Here is a 13,866-nt window from a genome sequence, read left to right as displayed (position 1 = left end):
ACCTTAGTTCAAGAAATCCTTGATTGTGGATTTTTCTTTAAATTCACCTGCAATGTTGGTTTGCATAATCTCTTTTACCTTTTCGTAATCGTCACTTTGGCCTAATGCCCAGCATAATTTAACATATGTTGTTTCAGGGGTCATGTCACGTCCGGATATTACTCCTGCATCCAGAATGTTACGTCCGGTTGAGTAGACGTTCATGTTGACCCTTCCGTATAGGCATTGTGATGTCATTACCACAGGAATCCTTTCGTCCTGTGCCCTTCTGAATGAATCGATCAGGTCGTTCGGCACATGCCCGAGACCTGTTCCCTCAATGACAAGGCCCTTATATCCCTTATCGATATGATATTCGATAAACTCTTCGGAAATGCCAGGGAAGCTTTTGATGAATCCGACTTTTTCCTCAATGCAGGTATTCAGTTCAAGCTCGTTTTCGCCACGTTTTGTGTATGAATATTCAGGATTGATGTTAACTTTCCTGTTTTCGATTTTAGCTATTGGCTGAGCGTTTATGCTTCTGAATGTATCCCTTCTTGAGGTATGCATTTTCCTTACCTTTGTACCTTTGTGGAGGTAGTTGTATTTGTCGTTAAGGCTTCCGTGCATGCAGACACAGACTTCAGCAATGTCGGACTTTGCCGCAACCACGGAATCTATTAAATTGATGTTGGCATCACTTGAAGGTCTGTCTGAACTTCTCTGAGCACCTGTAATGATGATTGGAACAGGAGTTTTGACCATGAAGCTCAATGCGGCTGAGGTATAGTGCATTGTATCGGTACCATGCGCTATCACAACGCCGTCAGCGCCGTTGGAAATGTCATTGGCTATTTCTTCTGCGGCTTTCACCCAGTATTCGGGCTTCATGTCTTCACTTAGAATATTATATAATGCCTTTACATTGTAATTGGCATAGTCCAACAGTTCAGGGTTGGCCTTAACAAGGTCTGATGCGGTAAATTTAGGGTGCACCGCACCTGTACGATAATCGATAACTGAAGATACTGTACCACCGGTTGACACAATTGAAATGTTCTGTTTTGAATCGTCATGTGGAATTTCAGTTTCATCATAACCTATTTTAGGCTTGTCGCCCTTTTCAATGAGTTCTGCAGTGGTATCCTTGATAGCCACTCCAATGTTATAACCGCTTGACAGCTTTATGACGAGATAACCGTCATCTGCGTCTTCAGGCCTGTCAAGTAGGATACCTGTATAGGATATGTCTTCCTTATTGACTTTGATGGTGTCTCCTATACTCAAACCGTAATTTTCAATATATTTTTCAGCATTTTCTTTATATGTCATCAAATCACACTATGAATTGTTTTTAATCCATTCAGCTCCAGCTTCTAGAACTTCAATGTTCACATCAATGACCTTAGGTTTGGATGCAAACATTTCTCTGATTGCATTTTCATAGGATTCGCGTTTTAAAACATCACCCAATTCGGTCAATGCTCCTAAAAGTGCAGTGTTTGCAGTTCTGGCATTGCCGTGTTCCTCTGCAATATCCACACATGGCATTGCAATGACCTTAACGTCACGGTCTGTTTCAAACTCTCCTATTTTAGCGTCATAAAGTATTACTCCGCCTTCTTTCACGTCATGTGAGAACTGTTCCAGTGAAGGCTTGTTTAAGGCAATTAGGATGTCAATGTCATCAACGACAGGTGTTCCGATTGTTTCATTGGAAATTACAACAGAACAGTTTGATTTTCCTCCTCTCTGTTCCGGTCCGTAGCTTGGATACCATGAAACATGTTTTCCTTCAGCGCATGCTGCCTGGGCAATGGTCAATCCTGCACTTAAAACACCCTGACCTCCGAATCCGGAAACCTTGATGCTTACAGGTTCCATTTCCTCATCGACATAGCCTGTTCCTTCGCCTCTGTTAACGTTAAATATCTTGTCCAGTGATTCGGTTGAAAAGTCACTGGCAGGCCTTTGGACAGGTTCCTTGGTGTATAAGTTGTTCCTGAAGTTTTTCACAGGGAACTCTTTTTCCATTTGCTCTTCAATGAATTTCTGTGCACTTGCAACATCTTGTTTCAGGTTGGTAGGGCAAGGTGACAATACTTCAACGAATGAATATCCTTTTCCTTCTTTCTGAACGGTCAATGCCTGTTTGATTGCATATTTTGCAAGTCTGATTTTCAATGGATTTGCAAGGGATACCCTTTCGATGTATACAGGAGCTTTTAGAGTATTAATCAGTTCACACATGTGTGTAGGATGTCCCGCATAGTCAGGATCTCTTCCGGTCTGGCATGTTACTGTTTTTTCTCCAATCAGGGTAGTTGGTGCCATCTGTCCGCCTGTCATTCCGTAAACGGTGTTGTTTACGAAAAATACTGCCATCTTTTCTCCACGGTTTGCAGCCTGCAGGGTTTCGTTCAAACCGATTGAAGCAAGGTCTCCGTCTCCCTGGTAGCTCATGACAATTGCATTGTCTTCAGCTCTGGAAATTCCTGTAGCAACAGCAGGTGCCCTTCCGTGAGCGGTCTGGAAGTTTCCGCAGTTGAAGTAGAAATAAGCATATACTGAACATCCGACTGGGGAGATCATAACGCATCTTTCCTGGATTCCGAGCTCGTCCATACATTCTGCAATCAATTTGTGTAAAATTCCGTGTCCACAACCGGCACAGTAGTGAGTAGATTGAATATTTGTTCCTTTTCTTGGATACTCTTCTAAAAGGGATTGTGGATTTCTACGTACCTGTAATTCATAATCTTTGTTTTTATTATCACTCATCTTTCCACATCCTCTAATCTATTATATTTGGACTGGCCTTTTCCTCACTTCTTTCGGATAGGTCTATGTCTTCATCGTCAATGCCTGCTATTTCATAAATCTTAGCAAGTATCTGTTTCAGTTCAATCAGGTTTCCGCCCATTCTGTTGACCAGATGGGTGTCCTCTTTTCTGAGTGCTGCAAACTGCACGTCAGCCAGGAGTTGGCCATTGCTCATTTCAACTGAAATGAAGCTGACTCCTTTGTCTGCCAATTCCTTTACTCTATCAACTGGGAAAGGTGATAGTGTAATCGGTCTTAGGAGTCCGACTTTCACGCCTTTTTCACGGCTTTTGTCAACGGCTGATCTTGCGATTCTTGAGCTGATACCGAATGATACAAGAACGATGTCTGCATCATCAACTTGATATTCGTCATAGATTACTTCTTCAGCTTCGATTTTTGCATATTTTTCCTGAAGCTTGAAGTTGAAGTCTTCCAAATCGTTAAAGTCATTATAAATTGAAGTAATAAGATTTTCCATGGTTTCAGCATTACCTTTCACTGCCCATGGCTTGTCGTTTTTAGGTTCGATTGCTTTTTCAGGGAACACTAACGGTTCTGCCATCTGGCCTAATGTACCGTCGGCTAAAACCACAACTGGATTTCTCCATTTGTCGGCAAGTTCAAATGCTTTCATGGTCAGGTCGCACATTTCCTGAACGCTGTTTGGAGCAAGAACAATGTTTTTGTAGTTTCCATGTCCTCCTCCCTTGACGACTTGGTTGTAGTCCCCTTGTTCAGGTCCGATGTTTCCAAGTCCAGGTCCTGCTCTCATGATGTCCACAATCACTGCAGGCAATTCAGCGCCGGCAAGGAAAGTGAATCCTTCCTGCATAAGGCTGATTCCAGGTCCTGATGATGAGGTCATTACTCTGTGGCCTGTTCCGGATGCACCGTAGACCATATTGATTGATGCCTCTTCACTTTCAGCCTGTACGAAGTTTCTTCCAACCATAGGGAAGTATTTTGAAGCCTCGTGCAAGATTTCACTTGCAGGGGTAATTGGATATCCGAAGAAACAGTCACAACCGGCATACATTGCACCGATGACGACTGCAGTATTTCCTTTAACCATCTGATTGCTCATTTAGTTTCCTCCTGCTTTGGCTTTAATCATTTTTGCTACTGAATCGTTTACAATCTTTTTATACTGATGTACTTCAAGCGCCAGTGGTTCAGGGCATGTAAAGTAGCAGTCCTTACATCCTGTACATCCATTGCCGCTATAATAGGCAAATTGATATCCTGCGTTGTTCATGTCTTGTGAAAGCAATATTGCATTTTGAGGACATCCGACTATACATCTCATACAGCCTTTGCATATTTCCTTATTTATAACTGGATAAGATATCTCTTCTGTCATTTATATCATCTATTTGTTGTCATTTTCTCTAATTTCAACCCTTCTTATTTTTCCGCTGATGGTTTCAGGAAGTTCATCCACATATTCAACCATTCTTGGGTATTTATAAGGAGCTGTAACTCTTTTAACATGATTTTGTATGTCTTTAGTCAATGAATCTGACGGTTCGAAGTCAGGCTGCAAAACAATGCTTGCCTTTACGATTTGACCTCTCACTTCATCAGGATAAGCGGTAATTGCGCAGTGTGCCACTGCTTCATGGGAAAGAACAGCGCTTTCCACTTCGTACGGTCCGATACGGTAACCTGAAGACTTGATTATGTCGTCGTTTCTTCCGACAAAGTGCACATATCCGTCTTCGTCCACCCATGCGGTGTCTCCGCAGTGGTAGTATCCGTCATGGATTTGCTGCTTGTATTTCTCTTCATCGTTGACATAATCCTTGAACAATCCAGGGTTTGGACCGTCGTTCATTTTGAAACAAAGCTCTCCCTCTTCACCGATTTCCACCTTGTTGTCGTTTTCATCCAACAATTCCAAATTGAATAATGGGGAAGGCTTGCCGATGGAGGCAATTTTTGCATCAAGCCAGATGAATGTTCCGATTGACAATGTTGTTTCGGTCTGTCCGAATCCTTCCTTGATTCTCAAGCCTGACAAGTCATAAAATCTTTCGGACACTTCAGGAGGCAAAGGTTCTCCTGCGGTTGTAACGTATTTTAAGTTTGAAAGATCATATCCTTCGATATTCTCTTTAATTATGAACCTGTAGATTGTTGGAGGGGCACAGAATGTGTCCACCTTATTTTCAATAATCTTTTCAAGCAGTTTGATTCCATTGAATCTGTCGTAATCATAAATGAATATTCCGGTTCCTGCAATCCATTGTCCGTAGATGTTTCCCCATACAGCCTTTCCCCAACCTGTATCTGCTGAGGTATGATGTATGCCGTCTTCCACAACATTATGCCAGTATTTGGCAGTTGGAATGTGGCCTAAGGAGTATGTATGCTTATGGGACACCATTTTTGGAAGCCCGCTGGTTCCTGAAGTAAAGTAGATTAGGAATATCTCTTCAGCATAGGTCTTGTCTTCACCTGTGGGCCTTTCAAAAACAGGGCTTTCCTTTTTGATCGCTTCATTGAAATTAATCCAACCTTCCCTGTCGGTTTCAATAGCTAATTTTTTCAGACTGATTCCTAATGATTCTTCAGCGGCTTCATAGTCAGGCAATAATGTATCTTCTTCAACTGACACTACCATTTTAACGTCCGCTTCCTTTATTCTGAAATCGATGTCATGAAGCTTCAGCATGTGTGTTCCTGGAATTGCAATTGCCCCGATTTTATGCAATGCGACCATGCAAATCCACCATTCATATCTGTTTTTAAGGGTCAACATTACCTTATCGCCTTTGTTGATTCCTAAACTTTTGAACAGGTTTGCGGCCTTGTTTGAATATTCCTTCATTTCCTTGAATGTGAAGGTATGATTCTCATCATGGTCATTGGTCCAGATCAATGCGATTTTATCCGGATCGATTTCTGCATACTTGTCTACAACATCAAATCCGAAGTTGTAATCCTCATTGTATGTAAGCTTAAAGTTTTCAAAAAAGTCTTCGTAAGAGTCAAAGTCAACTCTCTCTACAAAATCTCCTATTACTGATGTCATTAAAATTACTCCTAATAAATATTATATGATTACTGCTAAGAATTTAGCCGGTTTATCGTTAAGTGCTACCATTGCGTGCCTGTGTGTTGAATCAAAGAAGATGCAGTCTCCTTCGTTCAGTATGATTTCGTTGTTGTGTATATAAATTTTCAAGGAACCTTCAAGGACATAATTGAATTCCTGTCCGGGGTGTGAGTTTAGTGAAGGTGTAGGATTCTTTTTAGGGTCAACCACCACAAGGAAAGTTTCTGCTTTTTTGTGAATGAATTTAGAACATAGGTTTTCGTGAGTATATTCTTTGCTTCTGTCAATTGAAACTCCCTTGTTTGCACGGGTTAAATCGAATATGTTCATCCTGCTTTCTTCACCAGTTAATAATAATCCTAAATCAACTTTAAAGATGTGTGCAAGTTCATATAAGAAACTTGCTGGAATGTCAATTTCAGCGTTTTCATATTGGATGTAGGTTTCTTCTGTAATGTTCAATTCTTCTGCGATTTCTTTAATGGTAATGTCTGATAGTTCTCTCAATTCTCTAATTCTATTTCCAATATCTTTGTTGTATTCATTCATTCATAAACACCTATTTTTTTCATTGATTTTTTTCTATTATAATATGATATATTATAATATTATATGTTTTGGATTTAACTTTATATAAACCTTTTTAAAAATCATGATAATTCGTTATAAATTTTCTAAACAAAAAATTTTGTTTTTAATTTTTAGCTGAAAATATGGGAAAGTTTTAAATACTTCAAACGTTTAATTTTAATTTAATTATTTAAAGGAGAAAATCAAATGACATCTAATGAGATAGGAACTGACATTATTTTCAAAAAGCAGTTAGGCTTAAACTTAGAGATTGACCAGAAATATGTCGGTTTAAAAATGAAGGAGAATAATATTTTATCTTTTAATTTCAGAGTTCCTGGAGCTTTAAAGGATGAGGTTGAAGCTTATTTTAGAAGATTCAAATTAGGCGAACCAATCCTTGTTGATATTGGGGGGACCGGCGATATAAAATGTGATTTTAAAGGAATTTCTCCAGTCTTAAAAAATAAGGATGAAATGGATCAGTATTTCCTGTCAGCCACCTTACAGGAAGACAAACAGTATGATCCTTTGGAAGAAGAAAAATGTGAAACCTGCAGTGGATGCGGATTTCACTGATTAATTCTTTTTTTTAATTATACTCTTTTTTTAGTTGTCTGCATTCTTTGAAAACATATTTTAGCAGATAGACAGTTCCAATTATTGAAAGTATTAATGACGGCACAATCCAAGGCAATTGGGACATTGCAGCATCCAAACCGGTTACATTTAGAAGTGTTGCAACCGTATTATTCAGGAAGTGGACACTCATTGGAATCAGGATATTGTCGGTTTTCAGGTAAAGCACACACATGCAGACTCCAAATAAAAATGCGCTTGTCATTCCACCGAATTCATGTCCTATAGCAAATATAAATGAGGATATTATCATTGCAGGGATGATTCCGGTTCTGATTTTCAGTCTGTTGAACAATACTCCTCTAAAAACAAGCTCTTCAATAACGGGAGCAAATATTATCGCGCCAATTGCATCAAGAATAATAATGCTTGAATCAACGTCGACAGTTTCGATATCTGTGGTAATCCATGTAGGGTCGGTTAGGCCTATCAGGATATCAAGTGATGAAAGCAGAAAGGTAAACAGAAATGCAAACAGCAGATTAATCGCAAAAACGTACAGTATTTCCTTCAGAGTATTTTCCTCAAACACATTTTCAATATTCTGTTCGAGACCTCTTGTTCCTCGAAGTGCCCAAACAAACATCAAAGCTCCAATAAATAGGAAAACTATAAAGAATAATTCATCTGATTCAGCAATTTCCGGAAAGAAAACCATTAATAATCCGGTTATGATTGCAGCCAGAATTATTCCCACAATCAGTTCTCTAATTTTAATTGTCCTTAGGCGAATATTAAAATCGGTAATGCTTTTATCCATTTTAAAAACTCCTATAAAATTGTTTTAAACCAGTTAACAGTTTCTATAAGTTGTGATTCGAAGTTATCAGATTCAATTTGCAGATTGATTTTTTCCATGTTGCTGATGTCGGCCAGGGAATGTTTGATGTCTCCAGGTCTTTCCGGTAGATATTTGGGTTCCAAATCGCTGCCTAAAGTGTCTTTAATGATTTCATACAACCTATTGATGGTTAGCTTTTTGCCGGATGCAACATTGATGATGCCGTTGTAGTCAGCCTTACAGGCAGCAATATTTGCCTTAACTATGTCTCCGACATAAACGAAATCTCTGGTTTGCTCGCCGTCCCCATAGATTTCAGCCTGTTTGCCTTCAAGAAGTGCAGATATGAAATTGGGAATCACTGCTGCATATTGGGAATTTTTGTCCTGTTTCGGTCCGAATATGTTAAAGTATCTTAGTGCAGTATAGTTTAGGCCATGGCTTTCGTAAAAGGATTTAAGATATAGTTCGCAGCCCGCCTTTGATGCTGCATAGGGAGATGTTGGCATTGGTGGCTCACTTTCCTTTAAAGGCATATTTTTGTTGTCTCCATAAACAGCAGATGAAGATGAAAACACTATTTTTTCAACATCGTTGTTGGCGGCGGATTTCAAAAGCTTTACGGTTGCATTAAGGTTTATTTCATTGCATTCTACAGGTCTTTCGACACTCAACGGAACACTTGCCATTGCCGCAAGATGGAAAACGTAATCAATATCAGAAGTTAATTCATCCAAATTAAAATTGCAAATGTCTCCTTTGATAAAATTTAAATTTTCATGTTCTGGGGTTTTTAAATTTTTAATGTTACCTGTGGAGAGATTATCAATAATAGTAATATTATTATCCTCCATTAACTCATTAGCAATGTGAGAGCCAATAAATCCTGCTCCACCAGTAATTAAAATGTTTTTATTTTTCATTAAGCCACCATTAATTAATTTAAATTATAATTAAGCAATTAATATTATTTTTAAGTAACAATGTTTATATATTTTTATATGTATATTATTAAAGTAAGAGGAGTCTAATAATATGTTTGATTTGGTGTTTGATACCATATATTTTGCTTCGTTTAGTAACTTTTATGGGCTAAGCAATATAAACCTATCTTCATTTGATATTTTATTAGCTTATATTGTAGCTATTGTTTGTTCTATTATTGTAGCTTTAGTTTTAAGGTTACCTTTACTTCCTAGCAAACCATATAGGTATTCTTTTGATGTTAGTGCATTATATCCGACTCCAATAATTGCTATTGGTATTCTTTCAATATTTCTTGTTTTAAATTATACTTTCATGTATAACGGATTAGTTATAGCAGTTGTTATTGGTGTTTTATCAGCATTATTTGTGAAATATCTGTTTGATTTCGTATTTCCAAAGCCTCTGGATGAAAATGCAGGAGAGGATATAAATGAATGAGGTAATTGGAATAATAATTGCCGCAATTCTTTGTTGGTTGAATTTTGTAATTGTGGATACATATTTCGGACTTCCCGAGCAGCCTGGCGTAAGAGGGGCCAGAATTATTGGTAAAGATGTCGAAAAAAGAGGGGGAGATATTGCTGGTGGATTTTTCCAAGGAAACATTTTATGTTCTCCGGACGCATCTGCCGGTACATTGATGGCTTCCATAGGATACTTGCTTTTAGGAATTCCTGGAGGAATAATTGCAGCATTTTTAGTCTTTATTGGAAATAGGCTGTGTGCTGATCCGGGATATGCCGGAACTACTGGATGTTTGACTGCTACTGCAATAATATTTTTAACCTCTTTCATAGGTTTAACACCTGAAATGTTCATTGTGGGAATGGTCATTGCCATATTTACTGTTATGGGCATAGACCAGGCTAAGATGTCTGTAGTTTTAGGAAAAATTGCCAAGAAATTCAATAGGCATGCTAGAGAGTGATTATATGTATGTTGAAATTATAGGTATTATAGTCATATTTGTAGCATTAAGGGCTTTAGTTACAAAAAACAGGGCTGAAAGACTATTATATTTAAATGTCATCGGTTTTGGAGTTTCTGCAATCATTGCATTGGTAATTAACACTCCATTTGCTCTTGTTGTTGCTGCAGCATTCTTTATCTGTTCAACAATCAGTGCTAATGCTATTGCTTACACATTAAATAGACTAGATAATGAAATATTGATGGAGGAATGAAAATGGAATTTCTCGTTTCAATAATTGCAATAGCCTTAATGGTCATTGGAGCATTTGGTGTTATATTCATGAAAAAACCATTGGATAAGGTAATAATGTTTGACATTATGGATGCAGGATTTGTTCTGGTCGTTGTGCTGTTCAAATATTTGGATGTTGCACTGTTCGCCGCATTGGCAGGTCCATTGTCAACTCTGGTATTCATTTTATCCATTGTGAAAATCAAGGAAATCAGAACCGATAAAATCGCAAGTGGTGATGCTAATGATTAGCGTTTCATTATTTTTCTATTTCGGAATATTTTTAGCGATTGTGGGAAGTATTGCTACAGCATGGGGTCCTGGAGTCAGTGACCCGGTAGTCAGGACATTCAATACTGAAATAGCTGCAATCGGTGTCTGTCTTGTATTATTATGCTACAATCATGTTTTGGCATTGCTGACATTGCTTGCAACAACCGTTATTATTACTTTGATTTTATTTAGAGCTATCATTCGCTTAGAAGAAATGGGGGCAGATGTATGAGGATTGGAGTCTTATGGAATAAATTGGCAGAGCCTAAGAATATTCCGCGCCTTTTTGCATTTAGCCTCGGAATAATTTTGATCATTGGTCTCATTGTGCCTTTGGCATTGAATCCGGACCAGTTGTATGTAAGACCTGCTCCACAGGAGCAAGTTGATGAAGGTTTGGCCATAGCGCCTTATGACAGAGGAGGAGTTCCTTTAAAAGAACCTGGAAATATTGACCCTCAATATCCTGAAAATGCAGAGAGTTTAGGAATGATTACGGGATATATGTCCCCGCTTGCACAGTGGGTATCATCAATTTCACCTTACTTCGGAACATCAATATATTCATCTCCAGGAGGACTTATAGATGAAATACTGTACTATACAAGGGGTTTCGATACAATACTTGAATCCAGTATCCTTATGATGGCATTCATCATCGCTTCATGGCTGTCCATCAATTATACCATGAACAGGAAAAATGATGAGGGTGAAATTAAAAAAGATGTAAAAAAGGCCATTAACGATTCAAATAAGGTGGCTAGCCAAGTCAAGGCAAATGATGCCAAAGCGAGAGCTAAACAATTGAGGAGGGATAACTGATGTATGTTCCTCAAGAATTCATTAGCATGTATCTGCCTGCAATCTATGCAGGTCTGATAGTAGGTTTTATAGGAACCATGGCTATTGCAATTAACAGAAGGGAATTGCATATTCTTATCTTGACAGACATTGTTGGCCTTGCCATGATATTCGTTGTTTCTGCAGTCGGAACAGACCTGGCGGAAGCATTGATTTTGCCTGGTCTGGTTGTTGAGCTGGCTGAAACCTTGGCAATTTCTGAAATTTTGATTACAAGGGAAATGCGTAAAATTGAACAGGACCCAAGAGCCAATTTAACCAAGTCCTCTTCAATTTTTCCACAGGCATTCTCCCTGGATATGGAAATCATGACCACTGCACCAAATTTCATTGCATTGGTCCTGATCGGTTATGGAATTTTCCTCACTGGTTTTACTGGAGGAGCAGTGGCTGGTGGAGGAATAGTGTTATATGCATTATCTAAAAAGGCAAGAGGACTTCCGGTATTGATGTTGGATGGCATTGCCGGTGTTTCCGGTATTTCATGGTGTTTATGGATAATAGGTTTCCTGTTATTCTTCGTAACTCCTCAATATTGGTTATTAAGTTTATTCTTGGCAGCATGTGGATTATTATTAAAAGTAGCTTCCAAAGTAGGTTTGATAGGTCTGCTTATGAGAGAGGATATCGATAACGAGTAGGTGAGAAAATGGATATCGTTACACTTGGAGGAAATTTGCTTGGAACAATACAACTTGGAGACATTGTATTATACTTAACTCCATTCAGTTTGTTCCTGTTTGCGGTTTTACTCGGATTTACAGTATTGATTGGTTTAAGTAAACCTGAAACACAAGTCGAAGCTACAATGCATTATCTGAATAATACTGAAGTTAAGGTAGGTCCAAAGGAGCTTAAGCAAAGAAGATTCTTAGCGGTAATATGCGGTATAGCATCTGCTGGAGCTATGATTACAGGAGATCTGTTTAACTTTACCCTGTTCATGGCTTTGGTTGGTATTCTGAATATTGGTATCGTATCTGCGGTAAAACAGACTAGCGTATTGAATTCAGCATTCAATTATGGTTTGATTGCTATGATGTGCAGCTTGCCTTTATTTGGTGGTGCAGCCATTATTCTTGCAGCGACCGGTACATTGTCACTTGGGGCATTGTCTCAAATGTCTGCAAGTCCGATGGTCGTATTCGGAGCTGTACTGATGCTGATCGGTATTTTAGGTGAAAGTGGAGTAGCGCCTTTCTTTGCAAGTAAAGCGGAAATGTTCAGAACTGCAGGATCTCCGTATATTGTTATTATTCACTTAAGTTCATTGTTTATTATTGTAAGAGCTGTTGAAATATTATTATTGGTATTGTGGTAGTGAGAGTATGGCAAATCAAAAAATTACATGTATCATATTATTGGCTTTATCAACAATAGCTATTCTGGCATGCCTGATTATCAACTTCGAGGCATGGATAGTTTATGCTGTAGCCATATTTGGTATTCCAACATGGGTTTTATCTCTTGGTTTATTGACAATGGCCAAAGCAAAACCTGAAGATGTAGAAGAAAGAGTGAAGGAGCCATTCACAGGATATTAAAGTGGTATTATGAATTTGATGGCAGAGATATTAATTCAGGTTGTTATCGCATTTCTGGCGGGAAGTTTGCTTCTAGGTTTGCACAGAAAAGTGATGGCTCGTGTACAGAAACGTCCTGGACCACCTATTGTCCAACAACTGATACACTCTTTGAAATTCTTCTTTAAGGAAACAGCATTTCCGAAAACAGTATCTAAAGTATTTTACATTGGAATCGTATTTATCCTAGCTTTGATTTGGGTTGTTGGGGTCATTGTAGGGCCTGTAGCTAAGGATTCCTTATTGATATTGTTTGGTGTTTATGCGGTTTATAAAATCGTAGAGCATAACTCCGGTTCAAGTTCCGGTTCTCCTTACGGCAAATTGAGCTGTGTAAGGGCAGTGCTTTCAGCGGCAACTGAACTTCCATTGTTTGCTGCTATAGTCTTCGTTTATTTGCTGACCGGCACAATGAACATTGGAGAAATCATAACCTACCAGTCAATCCATGGTCCATTAGTATTTTCAATTCCGCTTGCGGCTTTAATGTTCTTCATGTTAATCATTACTAAATCTCCATACTCTCCGTTTGCAATTACAAAAGATAAGGTTTTGATTTCCGGATTTGAAACTGAACACTTTGGATTCTTAAGGGGATTCATGCTGTTTTCAGAGGCTATTGCATGGTATGTGTTGCTTTGGGTATTCCTGACAATATTCTTCGGCCCATTGGATGCCGTGGGATATCTGGTTGGAATGATTGTAATTTCATTCGTTACAGGATTTATTAATGCGACAACACCGTTGTTAAGTCCAAATCATTCAGTCATGACTCAAATTACAATAGGAGTAATCTGCTTTGCAGGAACAGCATTGATGATATTTACAGGAGTGGTAGCATGAACAGTGAGGATGTAATTGTTTATTTCACAGCATTGGTGGCTATTGGAATAATCGTTGTGGGATTGTTGACCACTGCACTTCATTCATATCTCATTGCTCCGATAGTTATAATTGGAATTGTCCTGGCAGCTTTTGTACTGCTTTCCAGGGGCAATTTTGCACATAAGATAGAAAGTATAGAGAAAATATGTTTTGTAATAACATTCTTGGCAATAATTTGTTCATTTATATTGCTTTATAAACCTATGTAGGAGATATT

General features: G+C 38.5%; 20 protein-coding genes. 12 read left to right on the top strand and 8 right to left on the bottom strand.

All coding sequences use genetic code 11. The features are described from left to right. Positions 1-3: 3 nt before the first annotated feature. Genes gatD through ACJMML_RS02135 form a run of 6 tightly spaced genes read right to left on the bottom strand, consistent with a single transcriptional unit; the run spans position 4 to position 6,415 of the window. Positions 4-1,314: a Glu-tRNA(Gln) amidotransferase subunit GatD gene (gene gatD / locus ACJMML_RS02160; protein WP_405305756.1), complete on the bottom strand. Its 1,311-nt coding sequence runs from the start codon at positions 1,312-1,314 to the stop codon at positions 4-6. Positions 1,315-1,323: 9 nt separating this feature from the next. Continuing rightward, positions 1,324-2,763, bottom strand: a complete 1,440-nt coding sequence (locus tag ACJMML_RS02155) for a 2-oxoacid:acceptor oxidoreductase family protein (protein WP_405305755.1) — start codon at positions 2,761-2,763, stop codon at positions 1,324-1,326. A gap of 13 nt (positions 2,764-2,776) precedes the next feature. Beyond that, on the bottom strand, positions 2,777-3,892 hold the full coding sequence (locus ACJMML_RS02150; RefSeq protein WP_405305754.1) for a 3-methyl-2-oxobutanoate dehydrogenase subunit VorB: 1,116 nt from the start codon (positions 3,890-3,892) through the stop codon (positions 2,777-2,779). After that, positions 3,893-4,168 (bottom strand): 4Fe-4S dicluster domain-containing protein, encoded by a 276-nt coding sequence (locus ACJMML_RS02145; RefSeq protein WP_405305753.1) that lies wholly within the window; start codon positions 4,166-4,168, stop codon positions 3,893-3,895. It abuts the gene before it with no gap. Between the two features lie 9 nt (positions 4,169-4,177). Beyond that, positions 4,178-5,842, bottom strand: coding sequence for an AMP-binding protein (locus ACJMML_RS02140; protein WP_405305752.1), 1,665 nt, complete (start codon positions 5,840-5,842; stop codon positions 4,178-4,180). A gap of 21 nt (positions 5,843-5,863) precedes the next feature. Next, on the bottom strand, positions 5,864-6,415 hold the full coding sequence (locus ACJMML_RS02135; RefSeq protein ID WP_405305751.1) for a helix-turn-helix domain-containing protein: 552 nt from the start codon (positions 6,413-6,415) through the stop codon (positions 5,864-5,866). Between the two features lie 228 nt (positions 6,416-6,643). Between ACJMML_RS02135 and ACJMML_RS02130 the strand changes: the two genes are divergently transcribed. After that, entirely contained in the window at positions 6,644-7,015 is a 372-nt protein-coding gene (locus tag ACJMML_RS02130; protein WP_292603582.1) for a hypothetical protein, read from the top strand. Between the two features lie 13 nt (positions 7,016-7,028). On the opposite strand, the gene ACJMML_RS02125 is transcribed toward ACJMML_RS02130, so the two are convergent. Next, positions 7,029-7,835 (bottom strand): CPBP family intramembrane glutamic endopeptidase, encoded by an 807-nt coding sequence (locus ACJMML_RS02125; RefSeq protein WP_405305750.1) that lies wholly within the window; start codon positions 7,833-7,835, stop codon positions 7,029-7,031. An 11-nt stretch (positions 7,836-7,846) separates the two neighbouring features. Beyond that, positions 7,847-8,779, bottom strand: coding sequence for an NAD-dependent epimerase/dehydratase family protein (locus ACJMML_RS02120; protein WP_405305749.1), 933 nt, complete (start codon positions 8,777-8,779; stop codon positions 7,847-7,849). Between the two features lie 112 nt (positions 8,780-8,891). Between ACJMML_RS02120 and ACJMML_RS02115 the strand changes: the two genes are divergently transcribed. The 11 genes from ACJMML_RS02115 to ACJMML_RS02065 are packed head-to-tail and all read left to right on the top strand — an operon-like array spanning position 8,892 to position 13,858. Then, positions 8,892-9,281: an energy-converting hydrogenase A subunit A EhaA gene (locus tag ACJMML_RS02115; protein ID WP_405305748.1), complete on the top strand. Its 390-nt coding sequence runs from the start codon at positions 8,892-8,894 to the stop codon at positions 9,279-9,281. Beyond that, complete coding sequence (locus ACJMML_RS02110; RefSeq protein ID WP_405305747.1) at positions 9,274-9,771, top strand: hypothetical protein; 498 nt, start codon at positions 9,274-9,276, stop codon at positions 9,769-9,771. The genes ACJMML_RS02115 and ACJMML_RS02110 overlap by 8 nt, the downstream gene beginning before the upstream one ends. 4 nt (positions 9,772-9,775) lie before the next feature. After that, positions 9,776-10,027: a DUF2109 family protein gene (locus ACJMML_RS02105; RefSeq protein ID WP_405305746.1), complete on the top strand. Its 252-nt coding sequence runs from the start codon at positions 9,776-9,778 to the stop codon at positions 10,025-10,027. Positions 10,028-10,029: 2 nt separating this feature from the next. Beyond that, entirely contained in the window at positions 10,030-10,299 is a 270-nt protein-coding gene (locus ACJMML_RS02100; protein ID WP_405305745.1) for a DUF2108 domain-containing protein, read from the top strand. After that, entirely contained in the window at positions 10,292-10,552 is a 261-nt protein-coding gene (locus tag ACJMML_RS02095; RefSeq protein ID WP_296782748.1) for a DUF2107 family protein, read from the top strand. The genes ACJMML_RS02100 and ACJMML_RS02095 overlap by 8 nt, the downstream gene beginning before the upstream one ends. Continuing rightward, positions 10,549-11,142, top strand: coding sequence for an EhaF family protein (locus ACJMML_RS02090; RefSeq protein WP_405305744.1), 594 nt, complete (start codon positions 10,549-10,551; stop codon positions 11,140-11,142). The genes ACJMML_RS02095 and ACJMML_RS02090 overlap by 4 nt, the downstream gene beginning before the upstream one ends. Further along, a complete protein-coding gene (locus tag ACJMML_RS02085; RefSeq protein ID WP_405305743.1) occupies positions 11,142-11,822 on the top strand; it encodes an EhaG family protein in 681 nt (226 codons plus the stop codon). The genes ACJMML_RS02090 and ACJMML_RS02085 overlap by 1 nt, the downstream gene beginning before the upstream one ends. 8 nt (positions 11,823-11,830) lie before the next feature. Beyond that, a complete protein-coding gene (locus tag ACJMML_RS02080) occupies positions 11,831-12,502 on the top strand; it encodes a hypothetical protein (protein WP_405305742.1) in 672 nt (223 codons plus the stop codon). 7 nt (positions 12,503-12,509) lie between these two features. Further along, positions 12,510-12,725 (top strand): DUF788 domain-containing protein, encoded by a 216-nt coding sequence (locus tag ACJMML_RS02075; RefSeq protein ID WP_405305741.1) that lies wholly within the window; start codon positions 12,510-12,512, stop codon positions 12,723-12,725. A 9-nt stretch (positions 12,726-12,734) separates the two neighbouring features. Beyond that, a complete protein-coding gene (locus tag ACJMML_RS02070) occupies positions 12,735-13,607 on the top strand; it encodes a respiratory chain complex I subunit 1 family protein (RefSeq protein ID WP_405305740.1) in 873 nt (290 codons plus the stop codon). Then, positions 13,604-13,858: a hypothetical protein gene (locus ACJMML_RS02065; RefSeq protein ID WP_405305739.1), complete on the top strand. Its 255-nt coding sequence runs from the start codon at positions 13,604-13,606 to the stop codon at positions 13,856-13,858. The genes ACJMML_RS02070 and ACJMML_RS02065 overlap by 4 nt, the downstream gene beginning before the upstream one ends. The last annotated feature ends 8 nt before the right edge of the window (positions 13,859-13,866 follow it).

Origin of the sequence: Methanobrevibacter sp., assembly GCF_045130115.1 — an archaeon.
Classification (GTDB): domain Archaea; phylum Methanobacteriota; class Methanobacteria; order Methanobacteriales; family Methanobacteriaceae; genus Methanocatella.
Note: the sequence above shows the minus strand (reverse complement) of the source record. Positions and strands in the feature narration are given on the sequence as shown.

Excerpts from the sequence above, each read along its gene's own strand:
- gatD (WP_405305756.1), bottom strand. The coding sequence starts at position 1,314 with ATGACATATAAAGAAAATGCTGAAAAATATATTGAAAATTACGGTTTG.
- ACJMML_RS02155 (WP_405305755.1), bottom strand. The coding sequence starts at position 2,763 with ATGAGTGATAATAAAAACAAAGATTATGAATTACAGGTACGTAGAAAT.
- ACJMML_RS02150 (WP_405305754.1), bottom strand. The coding sequence starts at position 3,892 with ATGAGCAATCAGATGGTTAAAGGAAATACTGCAGTCGTCATCGGTGCA.
- ACJMML_RS02145 (WP_405305753.1), bottom strand. The coding sequence starts at position 4,168 with ATGACAGAAGAGATATCTTATCCAGTTATAAATAAGGAAATATGCAAA.
- ACJMML_RS02140 (WP_405305752.1), bottom strand. The coding sequence starts at position 5,842 with ATGACATCAGTAATAGGAGATTTTGTAGAGAGAGTTGACTTTGACTCT.
- ACJMML_RS02135 (WP_405305751.1), bottom strand. The coding sequence starts at position 6,415 with ATGAATGAATACAACAAAGATATTGGAAATAGAATTAGAGAATTGAGA.
- ACJMML_RS02130 (WP_292603582.1), top strand. The coding sequence starts at position 6,644 with ATGACATCTAATGAGATAGGAACTGACATTATTTTCAAAAAGCAGTTA.
- ACJMML_RS02125 (WP_405305750.1), bottom strand. The coding sequence starts at position 7,835 with ATGGATAAAAGCATTACCGATTTTAATATTCGCCTAAGGACAATTAAA.
- ACJMML_RS02120 (WP_405305749.1), bottom strand. The coding sequence starts at position 8,779 with ATGAAAAATAAAAACATTTTAATTACTGGTGGAGCAGGATTTATTGGC.
- ACJMML_RS02115 (WP_405305748.1), top strand. The coding sequence starts at position 8,892 with ATGTTTGATTTGGTGTTTGATACCATATATTTTGCTTCGTTTAGTAAC.
- ACJMML_RS02110 (WP_405305747.1), top strand. The coding sequence starts at position 9,274 with ATGAATGAGGTAATTGGAATAATAATTGCCGCAATTCTTTGTTGGTTG.
- ACJMML_RS02105 (WP_405305746.1), top strand. The coding sequence starts at position 9,776 with ATGTATGTTGAAATTATAGGTATTATAGTCATATTTGTAGCATTAAGG.
- ACJMML_RS02100 (WP_405305745.1), top strand. The coding sequence starts at position 10,030 with ATGGAATTTCTCGTTTCAATAATTGCAATAGCCTTAATGGTCATTGGA.
- ACJMML_RS02095 (WP_296782748.1), top strand. The coding sequence starts at position 10,292 with ATGATTAGCGTTTCATTATTTTTCTATTTCGGAATATTTTTAGCGATT.
- ACJMML_RS02090 (WP_405305744.1), top strand. The coding sequence starts at position 10,549 with ATGAGGATTGGAGTCTTATGGAATAAATTGGCAGAGCCTAAGAATATT.
- ACJMML_RS02085 (WP_405305743.1), top strand. The coding sequence starts at position 11,142 with ATGTATGTTCCTCAAGAATTCATTAGCATGTATCTGCCTGCAATCTAT.
- ACJMML_RS02080 (WP_405305742.1), top strand. The coding sequence starts at position 11,831 with ATGGATATCGTTACACTTGGAGGAAATTTGCTTGGAACAATACAACTT.
- ACJMML_RS02075 (WP_405305741.1), top strand. The coding sequence starts at position 12,510 with ATGGCAAATCAAAAAATTACATGTATCATATTATTGGCTTTATCAACA.
- ACJMML_RS02070 (WP_405305740.1), top strand. The coding sequence starts at position 12,735 with ATGAATTTGATGGCAGAGATATTAATTCAGGTTGTTATCGCATTTCTG.
- ACJMML_RS02065 (WP_405305739.1), top strand. The coding sequence starts at position 13,604 with ATGAACAGTGAGGATGTAATTGTTTATTTCACAGCATTGGTGGCTATT.